Consider the following 21715-nt stretch of genomic DNA (forward strand, 5'->3'; position numbering starts at 1 on the left):
GGAGTGAGTAAAATTTATAAATACAAAGCTAAAAATCTTAAAGGAGAAATTTTAAAAGGCTGTATTCATTGTGAAAATGAAAAGGAGTTATTGTTTTTAATAAAACAAAAGGGATATTTTTGCCTGCAAAGCAGTAAATTAATAAAATTTAATATAGATATAAGGAAGCCTAATAAAAAAGATATATTTATTATGTGCAGACAGTTTTATATTATACTATCTTCAGGATTAAGTATATGGAAAGCATTAGATATAATTAGTATTAAATGCAAAAACAAGTATATAAAGTACAGTTTAAAAAATATTAAAGAAGATATTATAAAAGGATATAAATTTTATAATAGCATTAAAAAATTTGACTACATATACCCAGAATTTTTAATAGAAATGATAGGCATAGGAGAGGAAAGCGGAAATATAGAAAAAATATTTAAAGATTTATCAGAATATTATGAAAATATGTATAAAATAGAACTAAAATTTAAAAATTCTATGATATATCCTTCTATAGTTTGTTTTGTATCTATATTTGTAATAGCTTTTTTAATGATAAAAATATTGCCTCAATTTGTTGATATACTAAGTACTTTAGGAGGAAATTTGCCAAAATCAACTTATAGGTTAATGTGCATATTTGAATTTATAAAAGGCAAGTTGTTTTTATTAACTTTTATATTAATTTTAATAATAATGTTTTTTAAATTTTTAAGAAAAAATAAAGATTTAAAAACTTTTACTATTTTAGATAATTTTAAATTAAAAATTCCTTTAATAAAAAATTTATATAAAAAAATTGTATTATTAAAATTTTCTAAATCTATGAATCTTTTAATTAAATCTGGATTTTCAATAATAAAAAGTTTATACATATCTAGTAATATAGTAAACAATGTATATATAAGTGATTCTATAAAAAATGCTATATATAATATTGAAAAAGGATTTAGTTTAAGTGATGCTTTAAAGAGTACAAATATATTTGATGATTTATTTGTGTCTATGATTATTGTAGGAGAGGAAAGTGGAAAATTAGAAGAAATATTTTTAAATGTATCTTTTATTTATGAAAATGATATTAAAGAAAATTTGAAAATACTTTCAAGTTTTATAGAACCTGTTTTAATAATAATTTTATCTGTAATAATAGGCACAATTACTATATCTTTAATAATGCCTATACTTAATATAATGGATTGCATTTAAGGAGGGATTAGCTATAAAAATGAAAGGAAATAAAAAAGGATTTACTTTAATAGAGCTAATGGTAGTTATAGCTATAATTATTGTATTAGCAGGATTTTTAGTACCTAAATTTATAGGTTATCAAGAAAAAGCTAAAAATGTTAAAGCTATAAATACAGCTAAACAAATACATACTGCTGTTATGGGAAGTTATGCAGAGGAAAATGGAGAGTTTGTTGAAGAAAAGATTATAGATTCTATAACTAATTTAACAGGAGCTAAAAGTATAGATATAGAGGGTGAATGTGGTGAGGATAATGTAGATATAAATTTTCAAAGTGATAAAAAACAATATACTGTAAGTATTGATGCAAATAAAAGTTACTATGAGGTAAAACAAGGAAAGAACACAATATTTTGTGATAAATCACAAGATGTTGAATAAATTTTTTAGGTTACTATGAATATAAAATATAAAAAAGCATTTACATTGTTAGAATTAGTAATAACTTTATCTATATTATCTATATTTTTAACTTTTAATATTGTAAATTATAAAAATTATAATAGCATAATTAACAATGTTGATAATGAAGTTTTTTATACTTCTCTAATTAATTTAATTAATAATAGCAAAGTATATTGTAGAAAAAATAAAGTTAATGGCACTATATATTATAAATATAATGAAAAAGAATTTGTTTTTAAAGCAAATAAAAAAATAATTGATAAAATTAAAATTCCTAATAAATTTAAATTAACTTATATGAATTCTAAGCATCAATGTATAAATATTAATAATAAAGGAATGAGTTCAGATGCTTGTACTATACGATATAAAGATAGAAAAGGAAAAACACATCGTATTACAATGTGTGTAGGTACTAGTTATGTTGAATACAAAAATTAAAAAGGGATTTTCATTAATTGAAGTTATGTGTAGCCTTACTGTATTTAGCATTTTATTTATTCAATTAGTGGTTATTCAAGTAAATAACAATAAATTAAAGTATTATAATTATAAAATGAATGAATATGTTACAATAATGGAATTTATAAAAAATGATTTGATTTACAATAGTACTTATGAGGAAATAATTCAATTAAAAAATAGTAACAACATATATATTACTAATGAAAATTTAAAATTAGATACTATAAAGAAAAATAACATATTAAATTTATTTACCAATATAAAGCCTCATGAAGAAAATTATTTAGTTTTGCATATACATGAAAAAGAAAAATTAAATTTGAATTTAAAGATATATGGAAAAGTACTTAATAAAAATAAAATTATAGAATGTAACATTAGTAAGGAAAAAGATTTATGAAAAAAGGTATTACAATAATAGAACTTTTAATAACTATAGGCATATCTAGCATGCTTTTAATTATGATTATGCTGATTTTTTCAAAAACTATTAATAATTATAGTATAAATATGAATTATAGAAAAGAAAACTTTTACATAAATGAAGCTTTTATATTTATTGAAAGTAAAATAGAATTTTACCAAGATGTAGAAATAGTAAATAACAAAATAAAATTGATTAAAAAAGATAATGAAACTTCAGATTGGATTAGGATGACTAAAAATGGAAATATTATAATTTCTTATGATAGATGTTCATCTATTAATTCAAATAATATAGTAAAAAACATAGAGGAATTTAAAGTAAGTAAAAAAGAAAATATTATGTATATATCTATAAAAAGCAAGAAAGGAATTTTATATGAAAGATGTTTTGGCATAAAAAAACAAAGGGATTTATATTGATTTACACTATTATAATAGGTATGATATGTAGCTTTATTGTATTTGTTTCTTTTAAAATTCAAGTAGAAAATAGAAAAAATACTTTAAATAGACTAAAAAGTATAAATCAAAGTGCAGATATAAAAATTGGGAGATGAAAAAATTGTTTTCAAATACTGCTTTATTGCAATTTTCTAAAGAAGGAGCAATTTATGGAGATTTTAAAAATATACTTTCTAATAAGATAAATTACAGGCATATGGATAAATTAAAGAATTGTATTCAAGGCAAAAAAATATATATAACTATAGAATGTGAAGAAATATATATTAAAATATTTAGAATACCTAAAGTAAGTAAAAATAAAATAAAATATATTATAAGCCAAGAAGTAAACTACTATTTTAATTATGTAGAAAGTATAATATTTGATTATTTAATATTTAAAGAAGAAAAAGAGTATATAGATATAATTGTTTATTGTTTAAATTGGAATGAAGGAAAATTTATAAAAAAATTCATTTATAAATGCAATTTAAAAAAGGTATCATTATTGCAGTTTGACATTTTAAATTATTACAAAAACCATATAAAATGTAGCAATTATGCTTTTGTGTTTTTACATAATACTGATTTATATTTTCTAGCTTGTAATAAAAACAAATTAGTTTGCAATTCAATAAATATAAATTTTAGCAGTAAAAATTATATTAAAAATTTTAATGATTTTATAGATAAATGCAATAAAATTAATTATGTAAATACTAAATTTGAAAAGTTTTATTTTTGTAATTTTCCCTATAAAGAATATATTGATTATACTAATTCTTATTATAATTGTGAAGACTTAGGTGAAATGTGCAATAGAGAAATTATATTAAATACTATAAAGAGGCGTAGTTTATGGAAAATTTAAATTTTTTACCTAAATGGTATATAAAAAAGAAAATAAATTTATATAATAAAAAGTTAAAATTATTTATTATTATAGTATTTTTAATAAACATATTTTTGTGTTGTGTATTAATAAAAAATATAAATAATTTAAATTATTTAAATAAACAAATAAAAAAGCAATTTGAAATAAATGATAATTTAAAAAATAAAAAAGAAAATAATAATAAAAAAACAACAGCTATAAATAACTTTGAGAATTTTTATAATGGTATGTACAAAAATTTAAATTGCAAAAGAATATTTATAAAAGATGACAGTATAGAATTAGAAATTTATTTAAAAAATAAAGAAGATTATATAGGGGTTATACAGTATATTGAATTAAATAAAAAATATAAAATTTTAAATTTAACTGCTTTAACAAAAGAAGAAGAATATTTTAAATTTAACATATTATTAGGAGTAAATGAACATGTATAAAAACTTTAAATATATTTTAATTTTACTTATTATAAGTTTATCTATACTTACATTTTTAAATTATACTTTAAAAAATAAATCAATATATAAAAGTCAATACTTAAATAATTTATGTAAAATTGAAAATAAAAATAAAAATTTAAAAAAAATTACATATAGTGATATTTTAAATTCTTTAAAATATGAAAATATTGATATACTAAAATTTAAAGAAAATGATAATAATAAAGTTAATGTGGAAATAGGAGTTTTAGGAGATATAAATTATTTTAATGATTTTGTAAAAAATATTAAAAAAAGATGTAAATTAGCTAATATAAATTATATTGAAATTAATGAAAGTGCTAATAAAGATAATTATAATGCTAAAATGAATATAGAATTTATTAAAGAAAGCCCGTAGTAAATATATACAATATTATTACCAGTAAATTAATATTATTTGCAAATAATCGTAAGTTTTGATAAAATAACATTGGTTTATTTATATTATAAATAGACTAATGGAGGTGATGTATTGTTTAAAAACAGAATATATAAATTGAGAAAATTAATGTCAGAAAAAGGAATAGATGGGGTTTTACTTCAGGGAGATCCAAATAGAAATTATTTAAGTGGATTTACTGGAGATGAAAGCTTTTCAGTAATAACTAATGAAAGAGCAATATTTATTACTGACTCTAGATTTACAGAACAAGCAAGACAGCAGGCAAAGGACTATGAAATAGTACAATATTCGGGAAAGTTTGAAGATTTTTTAGGTGATTTAACAAAGAATTTAAATATATCTAAAATTGGTTTTGAAGAAAATATAATTACTTATGATAATTATATTAAATATAAAAACAAATTAAACTGTGAATTAGTTCCTATGGATGGAATGGTAGAAAAAATAAGAATAGTAAAAGATGAAGAAGAAATAAATTGTATAAAAAAAGCAGCTGCTATTGCTGATAAAGCCTTTGAACACATGCTTGGTTATATAAAAGCAGGTATGACAGAAAGACAAGTAGGTCTTGAACTAGAGTTTTATATGAAAAAATTAGGAGCAAGAGATTTATCTTTTCCTACTATAGTTGCTTCAGGTGTAAGATCTTGTCTTCCTCATGGTCAGGCTACAGATAAAGTTTTAAAAGAAGGAGAATTCTTAACTTTAGATTTTGGATGCATATATAATGATTATTGTTCTGATATGACAAGAACTATAGTAATAGGAGAACCTTCTGATAAAATGAAAGAAATTTATAATGTAGTATTGGAAGCTGAAATGAAAGCTTTAAAAGGTTTTAAACCTGGTGTAACAGGAAAATCTGTAGACAAAATAGCTAGAGATTATATAGCAGAAAAAGGCTATGGAAAATACTTTGGTCATGGATTAGGGCATGGTGTAGGAAGAGAAATTCATGAAAATCCTAGAGTAAGTCCTATGGGAGATACTATACTTGAAAAAGGTATGGTAGTTACTGATGAACCAGGTATATATATTCCAGATTTCGGTGGAGTGAGAATAGAAGATTTAATTCTTATTACAGAATGTGGTTGTGAAGTAATTTCAAAATCACCAAAGGAATTAATATGTATTAAATAATGTATAGTAATTTGCCTAATTAGGTAAAATATAAATGAATTTAAGGATTTTGGAGGGATACATAAATGATATCAGCAGGAGATTTAAGAAAAGGAACTACTTTTGAACTAGATGGACAAGTTTTTACAGTAGTAGATTTTTTACACGTTAAACCAGGAAAAGGAGCAGCTTTCGTAAGAACAAAACTTAGAAATGTTATTTCTGGAGGAGTTACAGAAACAACTTTTAATCCTACTACTAAACTTCAAGAAGCTGTTATTGAAAGAAAAGAAATGCAATATTTATATACTGATGGAGAATTATACTACTTTATGGATCAAGAAACTTTTGAGCAAATTCCTCTAGAATATGCAAAAGTTGAAGAAGCAATTAAATATTTAAAAGAAAATATGTTTGCAGTGATTAAATTCTTTAAAGGAGAAGCTTTCTCTGTAGAAGCACCAAATTTTGTTGAATTACAAGTAACTCATACAGAACCAGGTGCTAAAGGAAATACTGCAACAAACGTATTAAAGCCAGCTACAGTAGAAACTGGCGCTATAATAAATGTGCCTTTATTTGTAAATGAAGGTGATGTGATTAGAGTAGATACTAGAACTGGTGAATATATGGAAAGAATTTAGTCAATAATATAAATAAAAGAAAATAAAAAGGGTGTGAATGTATGGAAACACTAACTTCAAAAGTTTCTTATTTATGTGGATTAGCAGAAGGATTAGATTTAAATAATCAGTCTAAAGAAGGTAAAGTTATAAAAGAAATACTAGAAGTTTTAAAAGAAATGGCTGAGGAATTAGATGATTTAAGAGAATCACAAGTGGAAATGGGAGAATATGTAGATGCTATTGATGAAGATTTATCTAATTTAGAAGATGAATTTTATGAAGATGATGATTATGAAGAATCAGAAATAGATAACTTCATAGAAGTAAATTGTCCTAATTGCGATGAAATCATATATATTGATAAGGAAATGTTAAATAACAATGATAGTTTAATATGCCCTAGTTGTAGCAACAGCTTCTCAATAGATGAATTTGATTCTTGTGATTGCGGTTGTGGATGCAATGATGAAGAAAATAATGATTAATAGAAAAGTCGTGCAATTTGCACGGCTTTTTTATTAATCATTATTTAGTTTTTTTTAACAATTTAGTAATAATTCAAGTAAAAAATAAATAAAGATTAATATGGAAAGGAGGATAAAAAGTATGAGAAATTTTAAAGATATATTTAATATTTTACCTAACACTATAAAAAATACATTAATAGAAGAAGAAAAAAAAGATTATATTGAAGAAATAAGAGTAAGAGCAGAAAAACCTATTATACTTCAAATAAGAAATAGAGAAAAAATATTAAATTATACTGTAACAAAAGAAGATATAAAAATTATTTTGCAGAGAATGAGCAATTATTCTATTTATGCTTTTGAAGAAGAAATAAAACAGGGATATATAACTATAAAAGGTGGACATAGAGTTGGAATATGTGGAAGATGTATTATAGAAAAAAACAAAGTAAAAACTATAAAGGATATTGCTTCATTAAATATTAGAATTTGCAGAGAAGTTCAAAATTGTTCTGATTTTATAATGCCTTTTATAATTAATAAAAATATAGTTATGAACACAATAATAATTTCTCCACCTAAGTGTGGAAAAACCACTTTAATTAGGGATATAACTAAAAATTTATCCAATGGATTTAAAGATTTACAGGGTAAAAAAATATGCGTAGTAGATGAAAGAAGTGAAATAGCAGCATGTTTTGATGGAGTACCTCAACTTAACGTAGGTATAAGAACAGATATATTAGATAATTGTCCTAAAAGTGAAGGAATAATAATGGCTATAAGAAGTATGGCTCCAGAAATAATAGTATGCGATGAAATAGGAACTGAAAAAGATATGGAAAGTATAATTATGGCTCTTAATTCAGGTGTAAGTGTTATTACTACTATTCATGGATACGGAGTAGAAGACTTATATAATAGAAAGGTATTTGAAAAAATAGTAGAAAATAAAGTATTTAAAAGAGCTATTGTACTAAGCAACAAAAAATCTGTAGGAACATTAGAATATGTATACGATTTTGAAAATAAAATAGCTATTTGGAGGAGATAAAATGCTGAGAGTTTTAGGATGCATTTTAATAATAACTACTTCCACTTCAGTTGGATTTTTATATGCCCAAAAGTTTATTAAAAGAGTAGAAGAACTAAATGAATTAAATAGGATTATTCATCAATTGGAAAATGAAATAATGTACACTCATACCCCCTTACCAGAAGCTATGACTAAAATATATAAAAAGAGTAAGTATCCATTAAATAAAGTCTTTAAAGAACTTTTTAATTTATTAAATAATAATCAGGTAGATAGTGTATATGAAGCCTTTTATAAAGCCTTAAATAAAGAAAAAGAAATTTTAAATCTTTTAAAAGAAGATAAAAATGTAATTTTAGATTTGGCAAAAAATTTAGGAGAATCGGATATAGAAGGTCAAAGAAAAATGTTTTCTTTAACTTGTGAAAATTTAAAAAAGCAAATAAAATCTGCAGAAATATCTTTAGATAAAAATGTAAAAATGTACAGGTATCTAGGGTTTACTATAGGGGCAATGGTTATAATAATGCTAATTTAAAAAACTTTAAAGGGGATGAACACTATGTTAGACATAAGTTTAATATTTAAAATTGCTGGTATAAGTATACTTATTATAATATTAGATAAAATTTTGATAAGTAGTGGAAAAGATGATTATGCAGTAGTAACTAATTTGGCAGGTATAATAATAATTTTAATGTTAGTAATAAATTTAATAAATAGATTATTTAATACAGTTAGAACTATGTTTCAACTTTAGGAGGCTAATATGGAAATAATACAAATAGTAGCTTTTGCTTTTATTTCTTTATTTATAGTAATTATATTAAGACAAGAAAAAAAAGAGTTAGCAGTACAAGTAAGCATAATTGTAGGTTCTTTAATATTTATATTTATGATAAGTAAAATTACAGCAATACTGCAACTTTTACAACAATTGGCTTTGAAAGCTAATATAAATTTTGTTTATCTAAATGTAGTGTTTAAAATACTGGGAATTGCTTATTTAGCTACTTTTTGCAGTGAAATTTGTAAAGATGCAGGAGAAAATAATATTGCATCTAAAGTGGAGTTTGCAGGTAAAATACTAATACTTGTATTAGCTATACCAATTCTTATGGCAGTACTCCAATCAATTTTAAAAATCATGTAGGTGTGAATATGAATATTAAAAAAATATTATTATTAAGTGTTTTAATTGTTTTATTATTTTCCTGTAATGTAAAGGGATTTAATGAAGATGCAAATAACAAAACAAATCAAGATAATAAAAAAGTAGAAGAACTTTATAATTATATAACAAATATAAACAGCCAATATGAGTTTTTAAAAGATATAGATGTTAAAGATTATGTAAAACACTATATGCAAAAGGGTGAAAGTAAACTTTCGGGAAAAAAATTGATTAAACATTTTATTACATATGCCTTTAGAGAAGTTCACGCTTCTTTGAAATTAATGGCAATACTAATTATAATAGCTGTAATATGTGCTTTACTAACTAATCTTCAAAAGGCTTTTAGCAATGAAAGTCTTTCTAATATAGCTTATTTTGCCTGTTATAGTTTGATAATAATTATAATGACAAAAAGTTTTTATATAGGAGTAAAAATAGCCAATGAAAGCATAAATAAAATGACAGATTTTATGGCAGCATTAATACCAGTTTTAATAATGTTAGTGGCAAGTGTAGGTGGTTTTGTAGAAGCAGCTATACTAGATCCAATTATAATAGGAGCCATAAATATAAGTTCTCAAATTTTTGTAAAAATAATTATTCCTATAATAATAATAACTTTTGTACTTCAATTTGCAAATAACATATCCAGTGATTATAAAGTAGACAAATTAACTAAACTTTTAAATCAAATAGCACTTTGGTCTCAAGGTATAATAATGACTGTATTTATAGGCATTATTACTATAAGGGGAATTTCATCTCAAACTATTGATGAAGTTACATCTAGAACAGCTAAATTTGCTGTAGATAATTTTGTACCTATAGTAGGAAAATGTTTATCTGATGCTATAGGTACTGTAGCAGGATACTCTATGCTTTTAAAAAATGTCATAAGTAGTTTAGGACTTTTTATGTTAGTTATAATGATTTCTTTTCCTTTAATTAAAATACTAGCTATGGTATTAATGTATAAGCTTACTGCAGCATTAATAGAGCCTATAAGCGACGGCAGATTAGTAAATTGTATTAGTTCAGCAGGAGATTCTTTAATACTTATAATGTCTTGTCTTATATGCGTTTGTGTAATGTTTTTTATAATGATAGCCATAATAGCTTCTGCAGGTCGGTTAATGATAGGGGTGTAGTATATGATTGAAAGTTTAAAACAGTGGATTATAAATATTTGCACAGCTGTATTTTTTATAACAGCAGTAGAAATGATATTGCCCAATAATTCTTTAAAAAAATATGCTAAATTTGTTTTAGGATTAATTTTAATAACAGTGCTTATAAATCCTATTATAAAAATATTTCATAAAAATTTTGACATAAATGTTTATTCTAAAAATATATATGAAAACTTTGATAAATCTAAACATCAAGAAGACTTACAAGAATATAAAAAAAATACTTTAGATAATACTGTAGAAGTTTTTAAAAGCAATATAGAATCTTTATGTGAAAATAAACTAAAAGAAAAATACCCTAATGAAAAATATAAAGTAAGTGCAAAAGTTCAGTTTGATGAAGGCAAAGAAAAGTTTTTTATAAATAAAATAGATGTATTAGTTAAAAGCAATAAAATAGAAAAAATAAAAAAAGTTAAAATAGATTCCAAAGATAGACTAGCTAACACATCTAATAATACAGAAATTTTAAATAATGAAAAAGGAAAAAACATAAAAAAATATTTAAGTGATGAACTTAAAGTATCCAAAGATATTATAATTGTCCGTAAACTCTAATTTTTAGAGGGGGTTAAATAGATGAATTTTAAAAATATTATGAAAAAAATAAAAAAAATAAACTTTAATAAAAATACATCTAATATGATTATATTGTTTTTATTAGGTATATTGCTTATTATTGGAAGTAATTTATTAAAACCATCTCCTAAAAAAGATATATCTAGATTAGCGTTTAATTCTAAGGATAAGAATGAAAAATCAGAAGACAATGAGTATGAAAAAACAATTAAAAGTGAAGGAGATTACGAAAATACTGTAAAAAATGAATTAAAAAACATATTATCTAAAATACAGGGTGTAGGTATTGTAGAAGTAATGATATATTTTGAAAGTGGTGAAGAACAAGTTCCAGCTATGAATATAAATGATTCTATAAATTCCACAGAAGAAAATGACAATGAAGGTGGAAAAAGAAATACAACTCAAAAAAATAATGGATCTACTGTAGTAATAACTAATAGTGGCAGTGATTCTAAACCTTTAATAGTAAAAAAAATCAAACCTAAAGTTACAGGAGTGGTAGTAGTAGCAGAAGGAGCTGAAGAAAAAGTTACAGAACTTAGAATAACTAAAGCAGTAGTAGATTTATTTAATGTGCCAGAAGAAAAAGTTAACGTTTATCCAATGAAAAAGTAATATTAATCATATTTTTAGCATATAATTTTCTAGAATAATAAAGGAGGAATAAATATGAATAAGAAACAAGCAGTAATTATTGTTAGTTTGTTAGCTCTTATAGTGTGTGTAGGAGTGCTTGCTGCAAAATTAAACAACCCATTATATGTTAATGGAGTTGAAAATCAAGGAAAAAGCACTATATCTTTTAATAATGTAGAAAAATCCAAAGAAAAAGAACAGGTGTCAAAATCATCAGAATTTTTTAGTGAGGCTATATTAACAAGGGATCATAAAAATTCCCAAACTCTTCAAAATTTAAAATCTATTATTGATAATAAAAATATATCCAAAGAAAAAAAAGATAGTGCTGCAGAAAAGTACACTGAATTAGCTATGAACATAAATTATGAATCAAGAATAGAAACAGATTTAAAAGCTAAAGGATTTGAAGATGTAGTATGCTCTATAGAAAATGATAAAGCAAGAATAATAGTTAAAACTAGTGAAAAATTAACAGACAAGCAATTAAAAGATATACAAAATGTAGTAATGAGTGTAGCTAAAATAAAGGATGTTGAAATTCAAACTAAACAATAATTGTAAAATATTAAGCTATTTGATATAATGGTACATAAGATAAAGCTTTTGCTTGTAAAGCAAGGAGGTAAGCGTATATGGAAGAAAATTTAAATAAAGAGACAGATATTGGAGTAGTTAAGATTTCAGATGAAGTTGTAGGGGTTATTGCTGGACTTGCTACTACAGAAATAGAAGGTATAATTGGAATGAGTGCTAGCTTAGTAGGGGGCATAACTGAAATATTAAAAGGTAAAAAAAATCTATCAAAAGGTGTTAAAGTAAATGTAGGAGAAGACAGTGCTATAATTGATTTATATGTAGTAGTAGAGTACGGAGTAAAAATACCAGAAGTAGCGGAAAAGGTTCAGAAAAATGTAAAAAAGAGTGTTGAATCTATGACTGGTCTTACAGTATCATCAGTGAACATTCATGTGCAAAATGTTATGATTCCCCAATTAGAGGAAACCTTAGAAGAAATTGAAGAATAACTTTCACCCTCTGAATTCAGAGGGTGTTTCTGCGTTAAGTTTAATATAAAAATTTTTAAATTATACTTGGTAATTTATTTAGGAATAATTATAATTAATATGTTAAGAATTATAAATAATAAATGTAGAAGATGGAGGACTAAAATGAATAGAAGAAAATCAAGAGAAATAGCTATGCAATTATTGTTTGAAACAACTATAAAAGGGGATAGTTTTATAGATGTAATACAAAATTTAAAAGAAAATATAGATATAGATTTAGAAAATAAAATAAAAGATGAAGAAGGTATTAATTTAAATGATGTAGATATGGAATATATATTGAAAATACTTAAAGGTGTTTTTGAAAATTTAGAATATATAGATAATGTTTTAAAACCATATTTGAAAAACTGGAAAATAGATAGACTATCTAAAGTAGACCTTTCAATTATGAGATTATGTACTTATGAAATATTATTTGAAGATAGCATACCAGACAAAGTATCAATAAATGAAGCTATAGAATTAGCTAAAAAATTTGCTGGAGATAAAACGCCTGCTTTTATAAATGGAGTGCTTAACAATGTTTTAAATAATAAGGAGAATATTAATAAAAACAATTAAGAGAGGGGGTAGTCTTACAGCAAGTTTTCTGTAAGGCAATAAATAATGGGAACAATAATAAAGGGTAAAGAAATAGCTAATAAATATAAAAAAGAAATAAGTGATTTTGTAGAAAATAGAAAAAAGGAATTTAAAAGAGTACCTTGTATTTCCACTATATTAGTTGGAAATGATGCAGGTTCTATGCTTTATGCTAAAAATCAAAAGAGAATATGTGAACAACTAGGATTAAAATATATATTAAATACTTTTGAAGAAAATACAAAAGAAAAAGAAATTATAGATAATATAGAAAGATTAAATAGTGACAATAATGTAGATGGAATAATACTTATGCTTCCACTACCTAAACATTTAAATGAAAAATATATAACTTCAAAAATATCTTATAAAAAAGATATAGATGGATTAACAGATATAAATACAGGCATGTTTTATAAAGGTGAAAAATGCTTTATACCTTGTACACCTAAGGGAATAGTAAAGCTTATAGAAAGTACTGGAATTAATATAGAAGGAAAAAATGCAGTAGTAGTAGGAAGAAGTAATATAGTAGGAAAGCCTATAGCTCATCTTTTATTAAATAAAAATGCTACAGTTACTATATGTCACTCTAAAACTAAAAATTTAAAAGAAGTGTGCAAATCTGCAGATATATTAATTGCTGCAATAGGTAAACCTAATTTTATAAATGAAGAATTTGTAAAAAAAGGAGCAGTAGTTATAGATGTAGGTACTAATAGAGTGGAAGGAAAAGTAGTAGGAGATGTATATTTTGAAAAAGTAATAAATAAAGCAGATTATGTTACACCTGTGCCTGGAGGAGTAGGTGCAATGACTACTACTATGCTAATGTTAAATACTTGTGAGGCATTAAATAGAAATGTATATTAAAACTTTATCAGTAAGTTCTTTAAACAATTACATAAAAAAAGTATTAGATAATGATTTTATATTAAATAATGCTTATATAAAAGGGGAAATATCAAATTTTAAATGGCATAGTAGTGGACATATATACTTTTCTTTAAAAGATGAATATAGCAAAATAAAGTGTGTTATGTTTAAAGGTTATGCAAAGAACTTAAAATTTATTCCAGAAGAGGGAATGAAGGTAGTTGTAAAAGGTCATGTATCTGTATATCAAAAAGAAGGTGCTTATCAGCTTTATTGTGATGAAATGGAACCAGAGGGCTTAGGGGAACTTTATATAGCTTTTCAAAAGCTTAAAGAAAAGCTAGAAAAAGAAGGGCTATTTGATGAAAGTCATAAAAAACCTATACCTAAATATGCACAAAAAATAGGTGTAATAACTTCTCCTACAGGAGCAGCTATAAGGGATATTATAAATGTTACTAAAAGAAGAAATAAAAACATAGACATTTTAATTTATCCTACTTTAGTACAAGGTACAAAATCTAGTGAAGATATAATAAAAGCATTGAAAACATTAGATAATATTAAAGATATAGATATAATTATATTAGCTAGAGGGGGAGGGTCTATAGAGGAGCTTTGGTCTTTTAATGATGAAAATTTAGCTAAAGCAATTTATAATTGTAAAAAACCTATAATAACAGGAGTAGGTCATGAAATTGATTTTACTATAGCAGATTTTGTAAGCGACAGAAGAGCTCCTACACCTTCTGCTGCAGCAGAAATAGCTGTGTTTGACTTAAATGAATTTAATAATACAATAAAAAATTACACTAATTTATTAAATAATAATATTAAATCTATGCTAAAAGATAAATACAGCAATTTCATCAATATAAAAAATTCATTAAGACTTAATAGCCCTGAAAGCTATATTGTAAATCAATATACTTATATAGATAAATTAATTCAAAATTTAAATTACACAGTAAAAAATAAACTAGAAAGAGAAAAACAAAATTTAGGTAAAATAAATGCTTTACTTTCAGCCAATAATCCTTTAAATATTTTAAATAAAGGATATGCAGTAGTACAAGATGAAAAGAATAATGTAATTAGCAAAATAGATAAAATTAAAAAAGTAGATAAAATTAAAATTACATTAAAAGATGGTACTGCATTGGGAAAATTTATATTAGAAGAATAAAGGGGTGAATGTTTTGCCTAAGAAAGAAACTTATGAAGGCATGTTAAATAAGCTAGAAGAAATAGTAAAAGATATGGAAAAAGAGGAATTATCTTTAGAAGATTCTATAAAGAAGTATGAAGAAGGAGTTAAACTATCCAATAAAATATATAAAATTTTAAATGAAGCAGAAGGAAAAATAAAAGTATTAACAGAAGATGGAGAAAAGAATTTCATAGAAGAATAATATTTTAGATTAGATAGGAGATTTTTTATATGACATGTATTAAAAAAATAAAAAGTAATATTGATATGTGGCTAGAAAATTATTTTGAAAATAAAGGAACCTATAATAAAAAAATATATGAAGCTATGAATTATAGTTTGAATATTGGAGGAAAAAGAATTAGACCTTTATTAATGATTCTTACTTACTCTATGTATAAGGATAATTATAAAGAAATTATTCCTGTAGCTGGTGCTGTAGAAATGATACATACTTATTCATTAATACATGATGATTTACCTTGTATGGATAATGACGATTTAAGAAGAGGTAAGCCTACTAATCACAAAGTTTTTGGAGAAGCTATAGCTTTATTAGCTGGAGATGGTCTTTTAAGTGAAGCTATGAATGTAATTATAAATTATTGCAGTTATAAAGATATTGAAGCTATAGAAGCTTGTAAAGTTATTTTTAATGCAGCTGGTACTGAAGGAATGGTAGGAGGTCAAACTGTAGATATTTTAAGCGAAAATAAAGAAATATCTAAAGAAGAATTACAATATATGCATAAAAAGAAAACTGGAGCAATTATTAAAAGTTCTATAATTGCAGGAGCTATTTTAGGAAAGGCACCTAAAAAAGATATAAATGATTTATCTTTGTATGGAGAAAAACTAGGATTAGCTTTTCAAATTAGGGACGATATTTTAGATGTAATAGGAACTACAGAAGAATTAGGTAAACAAGCTAAAAAAGATGAAATAGATGAAAAAACAAATTATATAACAGTATATGGTTTGGAAAAGTGCCAATACTTATGTGAGAAGTTAACAGATGAATGTATAGATATATTAAATAAAATACCAAAAGACACATCCAAATTAAAAGAAATAACAAATACGCTTTTATATAGAAAGAAGTAACAAAAAACGAGGAAATAATGCTTTTGAATATATATACATGCTATGATATAATATCACGTGAAAAGGTGGTACAGTATTCTAGTCAGGTAAGCATTTCCCCAGGGCGGGGCTAAAAATCCGCTAAAGGGCATATCGATGAAGCTTCTTGTGCTGGCTTACGACGCCCAGTTGTGGGCTGGTGCTGGGAGTAAAGGAGAATGGGGCAACCGCAATGGCATGCGCAATTGACCCTATATCCGTGGAGACCTCTGCTTGTATATAAGGTTAGCTGCCGTATATACGACAGTGGATTAAACCTGCATTGTGGCAAAAAAAGTTATGTGCAGTGTAGCCTGCCTTGAGTAAAGGGGTAGAGGTGAGGTGGCGATCTAAATAAAAATTTGGCCAAAATTTTTAGATTTTGCTCACTGAAACCTTTTTTGCAAAAGAGGCTAAGGAAATGCCTAACTGTCGAGGAAATCTCCTAGACTGTTATTTTTTAATAGGCATATTGGGGATTACAGTGTGGACTAAGTGGTGATCCAGTTCTGCTTACTTGGCGACAAAGTAGATAAGGCATTAAAGGGAAACCGTCAAAATGGCGACATTTTGATTGCTTTATGGGAAATCCTACTGGACCTAAGCCGCAAAGTTTACTCAATATGCTACCACTTAATTTTCACTTTTATACTTTGGAGGAGTGTTTTTTGAGTAATAATAAAAATAGTAAAAAAAATAAAAATAAAAACAAAAGTAGAAATAAGTGGGTCATTACCATAGTGTTTTGGACTATTTTAATTTCAGGAAGTATTTCTCTTTTGTCAGATTTGCTACTAAGAAATGTTAATATATTAGTAGCTTTTATTATTCTTATTTTAATTATAGTTTGTGGTATAATTTTTGATATAATAGGAGTAGCGGTAACAGCAGCAGATGAAGTTCCAATACACTGTGCAGCTTCTAAAAAAGTTAATGGCTCTAAATTAGCTATTAAACTTGTAAAAAATGCAGATAAAGTATCTAATTTTTGTAATGATGTTATAGGAGATGTTTGTGGTATAATAAGTGGTTCTATAGGAGCACTTATTATTGGAAAAATAGTATTAAAAAGTCCTAATGTAGATCCTGTGATTTTTAGTACAATAATTGGAGCATTAATAGCTGCTTTCACCATAGGAGGTAAAGCCATAGGTAAAAGTGTGGCAATAAATAATAGTAACAAAATAGTTTTAAAAGTTTCACAAATAATATACTTAATTAAAAAGGATAGATGATAATGTTTAAATTATTGGACAAATATAAATATGAAAATCAAATTAAAAGCATGTCCATAGAAGAACTAAATATTTTTTCTAAAGAAATAAGAGAATTTTTAATAGAAAAAGTATCTAAAACTGGAGGACATTTAGCTTCTAATTTGGGAATTGTAGAACTTACTATAAGTTTATATAATGTATTTGACTTTAAAAAAGATAAAATAATATGGGATGTAGGTCACCAAGCCTATGTGCATAAAATATTAACAGGAAGAAAAGATAAATTTGACACTTTAAGGCAATACAAGGGAATAAGTGGCTTTCCTAAAGCTTGTGAAAGTCAATATGATATGTTTGAAACAGGTCATAGTAGCACATCTATATCTGCAGCATTAGGTATGGCAAGAGCTAGAGATATAAAAGGAGAAAAATACAATGTAGTAGCTGTTATAGGAGATGGAGCATTAACTGGGGGTATGGCATTAGAAGCTTTAAACGATGTAGGAGATAGAAAGACAAATATAATAATAGTTTTAAATGATAATCAAATGTCTATAGCTAAAAATGTAGGGGGATTATCCACATATTTAAGTAAAATAAGAGTAGAACCTAAATATAATAAATTTAAAGAAGAATTCGACAATGCATTAAAAAAGATACCTAACATAGGTGAGAGTATGGCAAAATCTGTATCGAAATTAAAAAATGGAATAAAGCAATTAGTAGTGCCAGGCATGTTTTTTGAAGATATAGGTATAAAGTACCTGGGACCTATAGATGGTCACAATATAAAAGAATTAAGCAAAGTATTTTCTAAAGCAAAACATATAAAAGGACCAGTATTAATACATACTATAACAAAAAAAGGAAAAGGTTACAAATTTGCAGAAAAAAATCCAGATAAATTTCATGGTATAGGACCTTTTAATTGTGCAAATGGAAATATTAATAAATCTTCAAATAAAACTTATTCAAAAGCTTTTGGAAGTGAAATTATAAAATTAGCAGAAAAGAACAAAAATATAGTAGCAATAACTGCAGCAATGCGAGATGGAACTGGACTTAGAGAATTTTCAAAAAAATATCCAAATAGGTTTTTTGATACGGGAATAGCAGAGCAACACTCTGTAACATTAGCTGCAGGTATGGCAAAAGTGGGATTAAAACCTATATTTGCAGTGTACTCTACTTTTTTACAAAGAGCTTATGATCAAGTATTACATGATGTATGTATTCAAAAATTACCTGTAATTTTTGCTATTGATAGAGCAGGTATTGTAGGAGAAGATGGAGAAACCCACCAAGGAGTTTTTGATTTATCCTATCTTTCACACATGCCTAATTTAACTATAATGACGCCAAAGTGTGTATGTGAATTAAAAAATATGTTAAAATGGTCAGTAGAACAAAACTTCCCAATAGCTCTTAGATATCCTAGAGGTGGAGATAATATAAATTTAGTTCCATTGAAAGATTTTAAAGTAGGTAAGTGGGAAATAATTCATAAAGAAGGTAATATAGCTTTAATAGCAGCAGGAAAAATGGTACAGCATGCTGAATTAGTAAGAGAAAAATTAAATTCTTTAGGCATAAAAGTATCTGTAGTAAATGCTTGCTTTGTAAAACCTATAGATAAATCTTTAATAAAAAATTTAGTAGAAGAAGATTTTAAAATAATAACTATAGAAGATAATGTAATTCGTGGTGGATTTGGTTCTACAGTATTAGAATATGTAAACTCATTAAACAAAAATACAAAAGTGTTAAATTTGGGATTTAAAGATGAATTTATTCCTCATGGCAGTGTAAATACTCTTTACAATGTTTATGAATTAGATGTAGATGGAATAATTAAAAATATAGTGAAGATAATTTAATATAGAAAAGGAGCTATTTAAAATGTCAGAAGCAAAGGAAAGAATAGACGTTTTATTAGTACAAAAAGGAATATTTTCTTCTAGAGAAAGAGCAAGAGCCAGTATTATGGCAGGAGAAATATTTTCAGATGGAAAAAGAATTGATAAATGTGGAGATAAAGTAAAAGTAAATAGCAATATAGAATTTAAAGGAGAAAAAATGCCTTATGTAAGCAGAGGAGGCTATAAGTTAGAAAAAGCAATAAAAAGCTTTAGTATAGATTTAAAAGATAAAGTCTGTCTAGATATAGGAGCTTCTACTGGAGGATTTACTGATTGTATGCTTCAAAATGGAGCCAAAAAAGTATTTGCTATAGATGTAGGCTATGGACAATTTGCTTGGAAACTTAGAATAGATAAAAGAGTAGTTTGTATGGAAAGAACAAATGTTAGATATGTTACTTTTGAAGATATAGGAGAATATGCTGATTTTGCCAGTATAGATGTATCTTTTATATCTCTTACAAAGGTAATACCACCTATACTAAATATATTAAATGAAAATGGAAGCATTGTAGCTTTGATAAAACCTCAATTTGAAGCAGGTAGAGATAAAGTAGGTAAAAAGGGTGTAGTACGGGAAAAAAGTACCCATATGGAAGTAATAAATAAAGTAGTAGACTTTGCAAAAGAACTAAATTTAAAAATAATAGGATTAGATCATTCTCCTATTAAAGGGCCAGAAGGAAATATAGAATATTTGCTTTATATTACAAAAAAAGAAAGTTTTGAAGAAATATTTCATAAGGAAAATATAGAAGAAATTGTATCACAAGCACATAACAGCTTAAACTAGGAGGCATTATGAAAACTATAGGAATAAACGTAAACTCAAGCAAAGATAAACAAGGAAAATTGTTAGAGTCTATAATAAAAATTATACATAAAAAAATAAAAAATGTGAAAATTTTAACTTATAAGGATTCCCTAGGATTAGAAAAAGAATATACAAAAAATTTAGACTTTGTTATAGTATTAGGTGGAGATGGAACTATATTAAATTCTCAAAGGGTGCTTGCTAAATATGAAATACCTATACTAGGCATAAATATTGGTCATTTAGGATTTTTAGCAGAAATTAAAATTTCAGAATTTGAAAATGTGTTAGAAAATTTATTTAATGGTCAATATACTATAGAAGAAAGATTAATGCTTCAATGCAACTATAAACTCCATAATTTTGAAAAAAGTCATACAGCTTTAAATGATATAGTTATATCAAAAAGTACTCCAGGAAGAATAGTAAAAGCAGATATATATATAAATGACAAATTTTTTTCTACATTTACCGGCGATGGAGCCATTATAAGCACACCTACAGGTTCTACTGCTTATTCTTTATCTGCTGGAGGACCTATAATATATCCTACTTTAGATGTTATATGTATAACACCTATATGTCCTCATTCTTTAGGAGCTAGAACTATAATATTAAATTCTAAAGATAAAATATCAATAAAAGTAAATAAAAAATACAATGATACTCTTTTAACTATAGACGGCAGACAAATAGGTTCTTTAAAAGATGTTGAAGAAGTAAACGTAAATCAATCTATATATAGATGTAAACTTATAAAACTAAAAGAAGAAAATTATTTTAATATATTAAGAGAAAAAATAATATTTATGACTAAAGAATGTGAAGGTGATGATAAATAATGAAGGTAACAAGACACGCAAAAATATTAGAAATTATAAATTCAAAAGATATTGAAACTCAAGAAGAATTGGCAGAGGAACTAAGAAAATCAGGAATGGATGTTACCCAAGCTACTGTATCTAGAGATATAAAAGAATTAAAGTTAATAAAAGTTTTATCTAATAATGGAAGATATAAATATGCTAATATTACTCATAATGGAAGTTTTTTATCTAATAAATTAGTAAATATTTTTACTCAAACTGTAATAAGTGTTGAAAATGTTGATAATTTTGTTGTGGTTAAAACTTTATCTGGTTCAGGCTCTGCAGCTGGTGAAGCTATAGATTCATTAAACTTTGAAGGTATAGCTGGAACTATTGCAGGAGATAACACAATATTTATATTGACTAGAGGAGAGGAAAAAGCTATAGAAATTGCAAACAAAATGAAAAGAATGTTAAATGATTAGGAGGCTTTT

Annotated in this window: 31 protein-coding genes; all 31 read left to right on the forward strand. The window is 25.1% G+C overall.

The genetic code is table 11. The features are described from left to right. Window positions 1-3: 3 nt before the first annotated feature. The 31 genes from CLOACE_RS00885 to CLOACE_RS01035 all read left to right on the forward strand — a co-directional run bounded on the left by CLOACE_RS00885 (window position 4) and on the right by CLOACE_RS01035 (window position 21706). Window positions 4-1203, forward strand: coding sequence for a type II secretion system F family protein (locus CLOACE_RS00885; RefSeq protein WP_084027504.1), 1200 nt, complete (start codon window positions 4-6; stop codon window positions 1201-1203). Between the two features lie 19 nt (window positions 1204-1222). Next, entirely contained in the window at window positions 1223-1627 is a 405-nt protein-coding gene (locus tag CLOACE_RS00890) for a type II secretion system protein (RefSeq protein WP_070109154.1), read from the forward strand. A gap of 15 nt (window positions 1628-1642) precedes the next feature. Then, a complete protein-coding gene (locus tag CLOACE_RS00895; protein WP_070109155.1) occupies window positions 1643-2092 on the forward strand; it encodes a type II secretion system protein in 450 nt (149 codons plus the stop codon). After that, window positions 2073-2516: a type IV pilus modification PilV family protein gene (locus CLOACE_RS00900; RefSeq protein WP_070109156.1), complete on the forward strand. Its 444-nt coding sequence runs from the start codon at window positions 2073-2075 to the stop codon at window positions 2514-2516. Before CLOACE_RS00895 ends, CLOACE_RS00900 begins: the two co-directional genes overlap by 20 nt. After that, window positions 2513-2962: a hypothetical protein gene (locus tag CLOACE_RS00905; protein WP_070109157.1), complete on the forward strand. Its 450-nt coding sequence runs from the start codon at window positions 2513-2515 to the stop codon at window positions 2960-2962. Before CLOACE_RS00900 ends, CLOACE_RS00905 begins: the two co-directional genes overlap by 4 nt. Continuing rightward, window positions 2959-3099: a hypothetical protein gene (locus CLOACE_RS11695; protein WP_175429417.1), complete on the forward strand. Its 141-nt coding sequence runs from the start codon at window positions 2959-2961 to the stop codon at window positions 3097-3099. Before CLOACE_RS00905 ends, CLOACE_RS11695 begins: the two co-directional genes overlap by 4 nt. 5 nt (window positions 3100-3104) lie before the next feature. Then, window positions 3105-3857 carry a hypothetical protein gene (locus tag CLOACE_RS00910; protein WP_070109158.1) on the forward strand — a complete coding sequence of 251 codons (753 nt, stop codon included), beginning with the start codon at window positions 3105-3107 and terminating at the stop codon, window positions 3855-3857. Then, window positions 3845-4318: a hypothetical protein gene (locus tag CLOACE_RS00915; RefSeq protein ID WP_070109159.1), complete on the forward strand. Its 474-nt coding sequence runs from the start codon at window positions 3845-3847 to the stop codon at window positions 4316-4318. Before CLOACE_RS00910 ends, CLOACE_RS00915 begins: the two co-directional genes overlap by 13 nt. Further along, entirely contained in the window at window positions 4311-4721 is a 411-nt protein-coding gene (locus tag CLOACE_RS00920; protein ID WP_070109160.1) for a hypothetical protein, read from the forward strand. The genes CLOACE_RS00915 and CLOACE_RS00920 overlap by 8 nt, the downstream gene beginning before the upstream one ends. Window positions 4722-4835: 114 nt before the next feature. After that, window positions 4836-5906 (forward strand): M24 family metallopeptidase, encoded by a 1071-nt coding sequence (locus tag CLOACE_RS00925; RefSeq protein ID WP_070109161.1) that lies wholly within the window; start codon window positions 4836-4838, stop codon window positions 5904-5906. 65 nt (window positions 5907-5971) lie between these two features. Further along, window positions 5972-6529: an elongation factor P gene (gene efp / locus CLOACE_RS00930; RefSeq protein WP_070109162.1), complete on the forward strand. Its 558-nt coding sequence runs from the start codon at window positions 5972-5974 to the stop codon at window positions 6527-6529. 41 nt (window positions 6530-6570) lie between these two features. Next, window positions 6571-6996 (forward strand): CD1247 N-terminal domain-containing protein, encoded by a 426-nt coding sequence (locus CLOACE_RS00935; protein ID WP_070109163.1) that lies wholly within the window; start codon window positions 6571-6573, stop codon window positions 6994-6996. 121 nt (window positions 6997-7117) lie between these two features. Then, window positions 7118-8032: a stage III sporulation protein AA gene (spoIIIAA, locus tag CLOACE_RS00940; RefSeq protein WP_070109164.1), complete on the forward strand. Its 915-nt coding sequence runs from the start codon at window positions 7118-7120 to the stop codon at window positions 8030-8032. A gap of 1 nt (window position 8033) precedes the next feature. Beyond that, a complete protein-coding gene (gene spoIIIAB / locus CLOACE_RS00945; RefSeq protein WP_070109165.1) occupies window positions 8034-8552 on the forward strand; it encodes a stage III sporulation protein SpoIIIAB in 519 nt (172 codons plus the stop codon). Between the two features lie 24 nt (window positions 8553-8576). Next, window positions 8577-8774, forward strand: coding sequence for a stage III sporulation protein AC (gene spoIIIAC, locus CLOACE_RS00950; protein WP_070109166.1), 198 nt, complete (start codon window positions 8577-8579; stop codon window positions 8772-8774). 9 nt (window positions 8775-8783) lie between these two features. Beyond that, window positions 8784-9167, forward strand: a complete 384-nt coding sequence (gene spoIIIAD, locus CLOACE_RS00955; RefSeq protein WP_070109167.1) for a stage III sporulation protein AD — start codon at window positions 8784-8786, stop codon at window positions 9165-9167. 8 nt (window positions 9168-9175) lie between these two features. Further along, complete coding sequence (spoIIIAE, locus tag CLOACE_RS00960) at window positions 9176-10339, forward strand: stage III sporulation protein AE (protein ID WP_070109168.1); 1164 nt, start codon at window positions 9176-9178, stop codon at window positions 10337-10339. Window positions 10340-10342: 3 nt separating this feature from the next. After that, window positions 10343-10939 carry a stage III sporulation protein AF gene (gene spoIIIAF, locus CLOACE_RS00965; RefSeq protein WP_070109169.1) on the forward strand — a complete coding sequence of 199 codons (597 nt, stop codon included), beginning with the start codon at window positions 10343-10345 and terminating at the stop codon, window positions 10937-10939. A 21-nt stretch (window positions 10940-10960) separates the two neighbouring features. Then, window positions 10961-11578: a stage III sporulation protein AG gene (spoIIIAG, locus tag CLOACE_RS00970; RefSeq protein WP_070109170.1), complete on the forward strand. Its 618-nt coding sequence runs from the start codon at window positions 10961-10963 to the stop codon at window positions 11576-11578. A gap of 54 nt (window positions 11579-11632) precedes the next feature. Continuing rightward, window positions 11633-12157 carry a SpoIIIAH-like family protein gene (locus tag CLOACE_RS00975; protein ID WP_070109171.1) on the forward strand — a complete coding sequence of 175 codons (525 nt, stop codon included), beginning with the start codon at window positions 11633-11635 and terminating at the stop codon, window positions 12155-12157. A 77-nt stretch (window positions 12158-12234) separates the two neighbouring features. Next, the gene (locus CLOACE_RS00980) at window positions 12235-12627 is read left to right on the forward strand and encodes an Asp23/Gls24 family envelope stress response protein (RefSeq protein ID WP_070109172.1); all 393 of its coding nucleotides are present in this window, start codon (window positions 12235-12237) and stop codon (window positions 12625-12627) included. A gap of 144 nt (window positions 12628-12771) precedes the next feature. Beyond that, window positions 12772-13233 (forward strand): transcription antitermination factor NusB, encoded by a 462-nt coding sequence (gene nusB, locus CLOACE_RS00985; protein ID WP_070109173.1) that lies wholly within the window; start codon window positions 12772-12774, stop codon window positions 13231-13233. A 45-nt stretch (window positions 13234-13278) separates the two neighbouring features. Beyond that, window positions 13279-14127, forward strand: a complete 849-nt coding sequence (locus CLOACE_RS00990) for a bifunctional 5,10-methylenetetrahydrofolate dehydrogenase/5,10-methenyltetrahydrofolate cyclohydrolase (RefSeq protein WP_070109174.1) — start codon at window positions 13279-13281, stop codon at window positions 14125-14127. Next, window positions 14117-15316 carry an exodeoxyribonuclease VII large subunit gene (xseA, locus tag CLOACE_RS00995; RefSeq protein WP_070109175.1) on the forward strand — a complete coding sequence of 400 codons (1200 nt, stop codon included), beginning with the start codon at window positions 14117-14119 and terminating at the stop codon, window positions 15314-15316. The genes CLOACE_RS00990 and xseA overlap by 11 nt, the downstream gene beginning before the upstream one ends. A gap of 13 nt (window positions 15317-15329) precedes the next feature. Then, complete coding sequence (locus tag CLOACE_RS01000) at window positions 15330-15542, forward strand: exodeoxyribonuclease VII small subunit (protein ID WP_070109176.1); 213 nt, start codon at window positions 15330-15332, stop codon at window positions 15540-15542. Between the two features lie 29 nt (window positions 15543-15571). Beyond that, window positions 15572-16444: a polyprenyl synthetase family protein gene (locus tag CLOACE_RS01005; protein ID WP_070109177.1), complete on the forward strand. Its 873-nt coding sequence runs from the start codon at window positions 15572-15574 to the stop codon at window positions 16442-16444. 686 nt (window positions 16445-17130) lie between these two features. Continuing rightward, window positions 17131-17697: a hypothetical protein gene (locus CLOACE_RS01015; protein ID WP_070109178.1), complete on the forward strand. Its 567-nt coding sequence runs from the start codon at window positions 17131-17133 to the stop codon at window positions 17695-17697. Between the two features lie 2 nt (window positions 17698-17699). Then, window positions 17700-19556: a 1-deoxy-D-xylulose-5-phosphate synthase gene (gene dxs, locus CLOACE_RS01020; protein ID WP_070109179.1), complete on the forward strand. Its 1857-nt coding sequence runs from the start codon at window positions 17700-17702 to the stop codon at window positions 19554-19556. 22 nt (window positions 19557-19578) lie between these two features. Continuing rightward, a complete protein-coding gene (locus tag CLOACE_RS01025; protein ID WP_070109180.1) occupies window positions 19579-20391 on the forward strand; it encodes a TlyA family RNA methyltransferase in 813 nt (270 codons plus the stop codon). A gap of 8 nt (window positions 20392-20399) precedes the next feature. Beyond that, entirely contained in the window at window positions 20400-21254 is an 855-nt protein-coding gene (locus tag CLOACE_RS01030) for an NAD(+)/NADH kinase (protein WP_070109181.1), read from the forward strand. Then, the gene (locus CLOACE_RS01035; RefSeq protein ID WP_070109182.1) at window positions 21254-21706 is read left to right on the forward strand and encodes an arginine repressor; all 453 of its coding nucleotides are present in this window, start codon (window positions 21254-21256) and stop codon (window positions 21704-21706) included. The genes CLOACE_RS01030 and CLOACE_RS01035 overlap by 1 nt, the downstream gene beginning before the upstream one ends. Window positions 21707-21715: the final 9 nt, after the last annotated feature.

The organism is Clostridium acetireducens DSM 10703 (genome assembly GCF_001758365.1).
GTDB lineage: Bacteria > Bacillota > Clostridia > Clostridiales > Clostridiaceae > Clostridium_C > Clostridium_C acetireducens.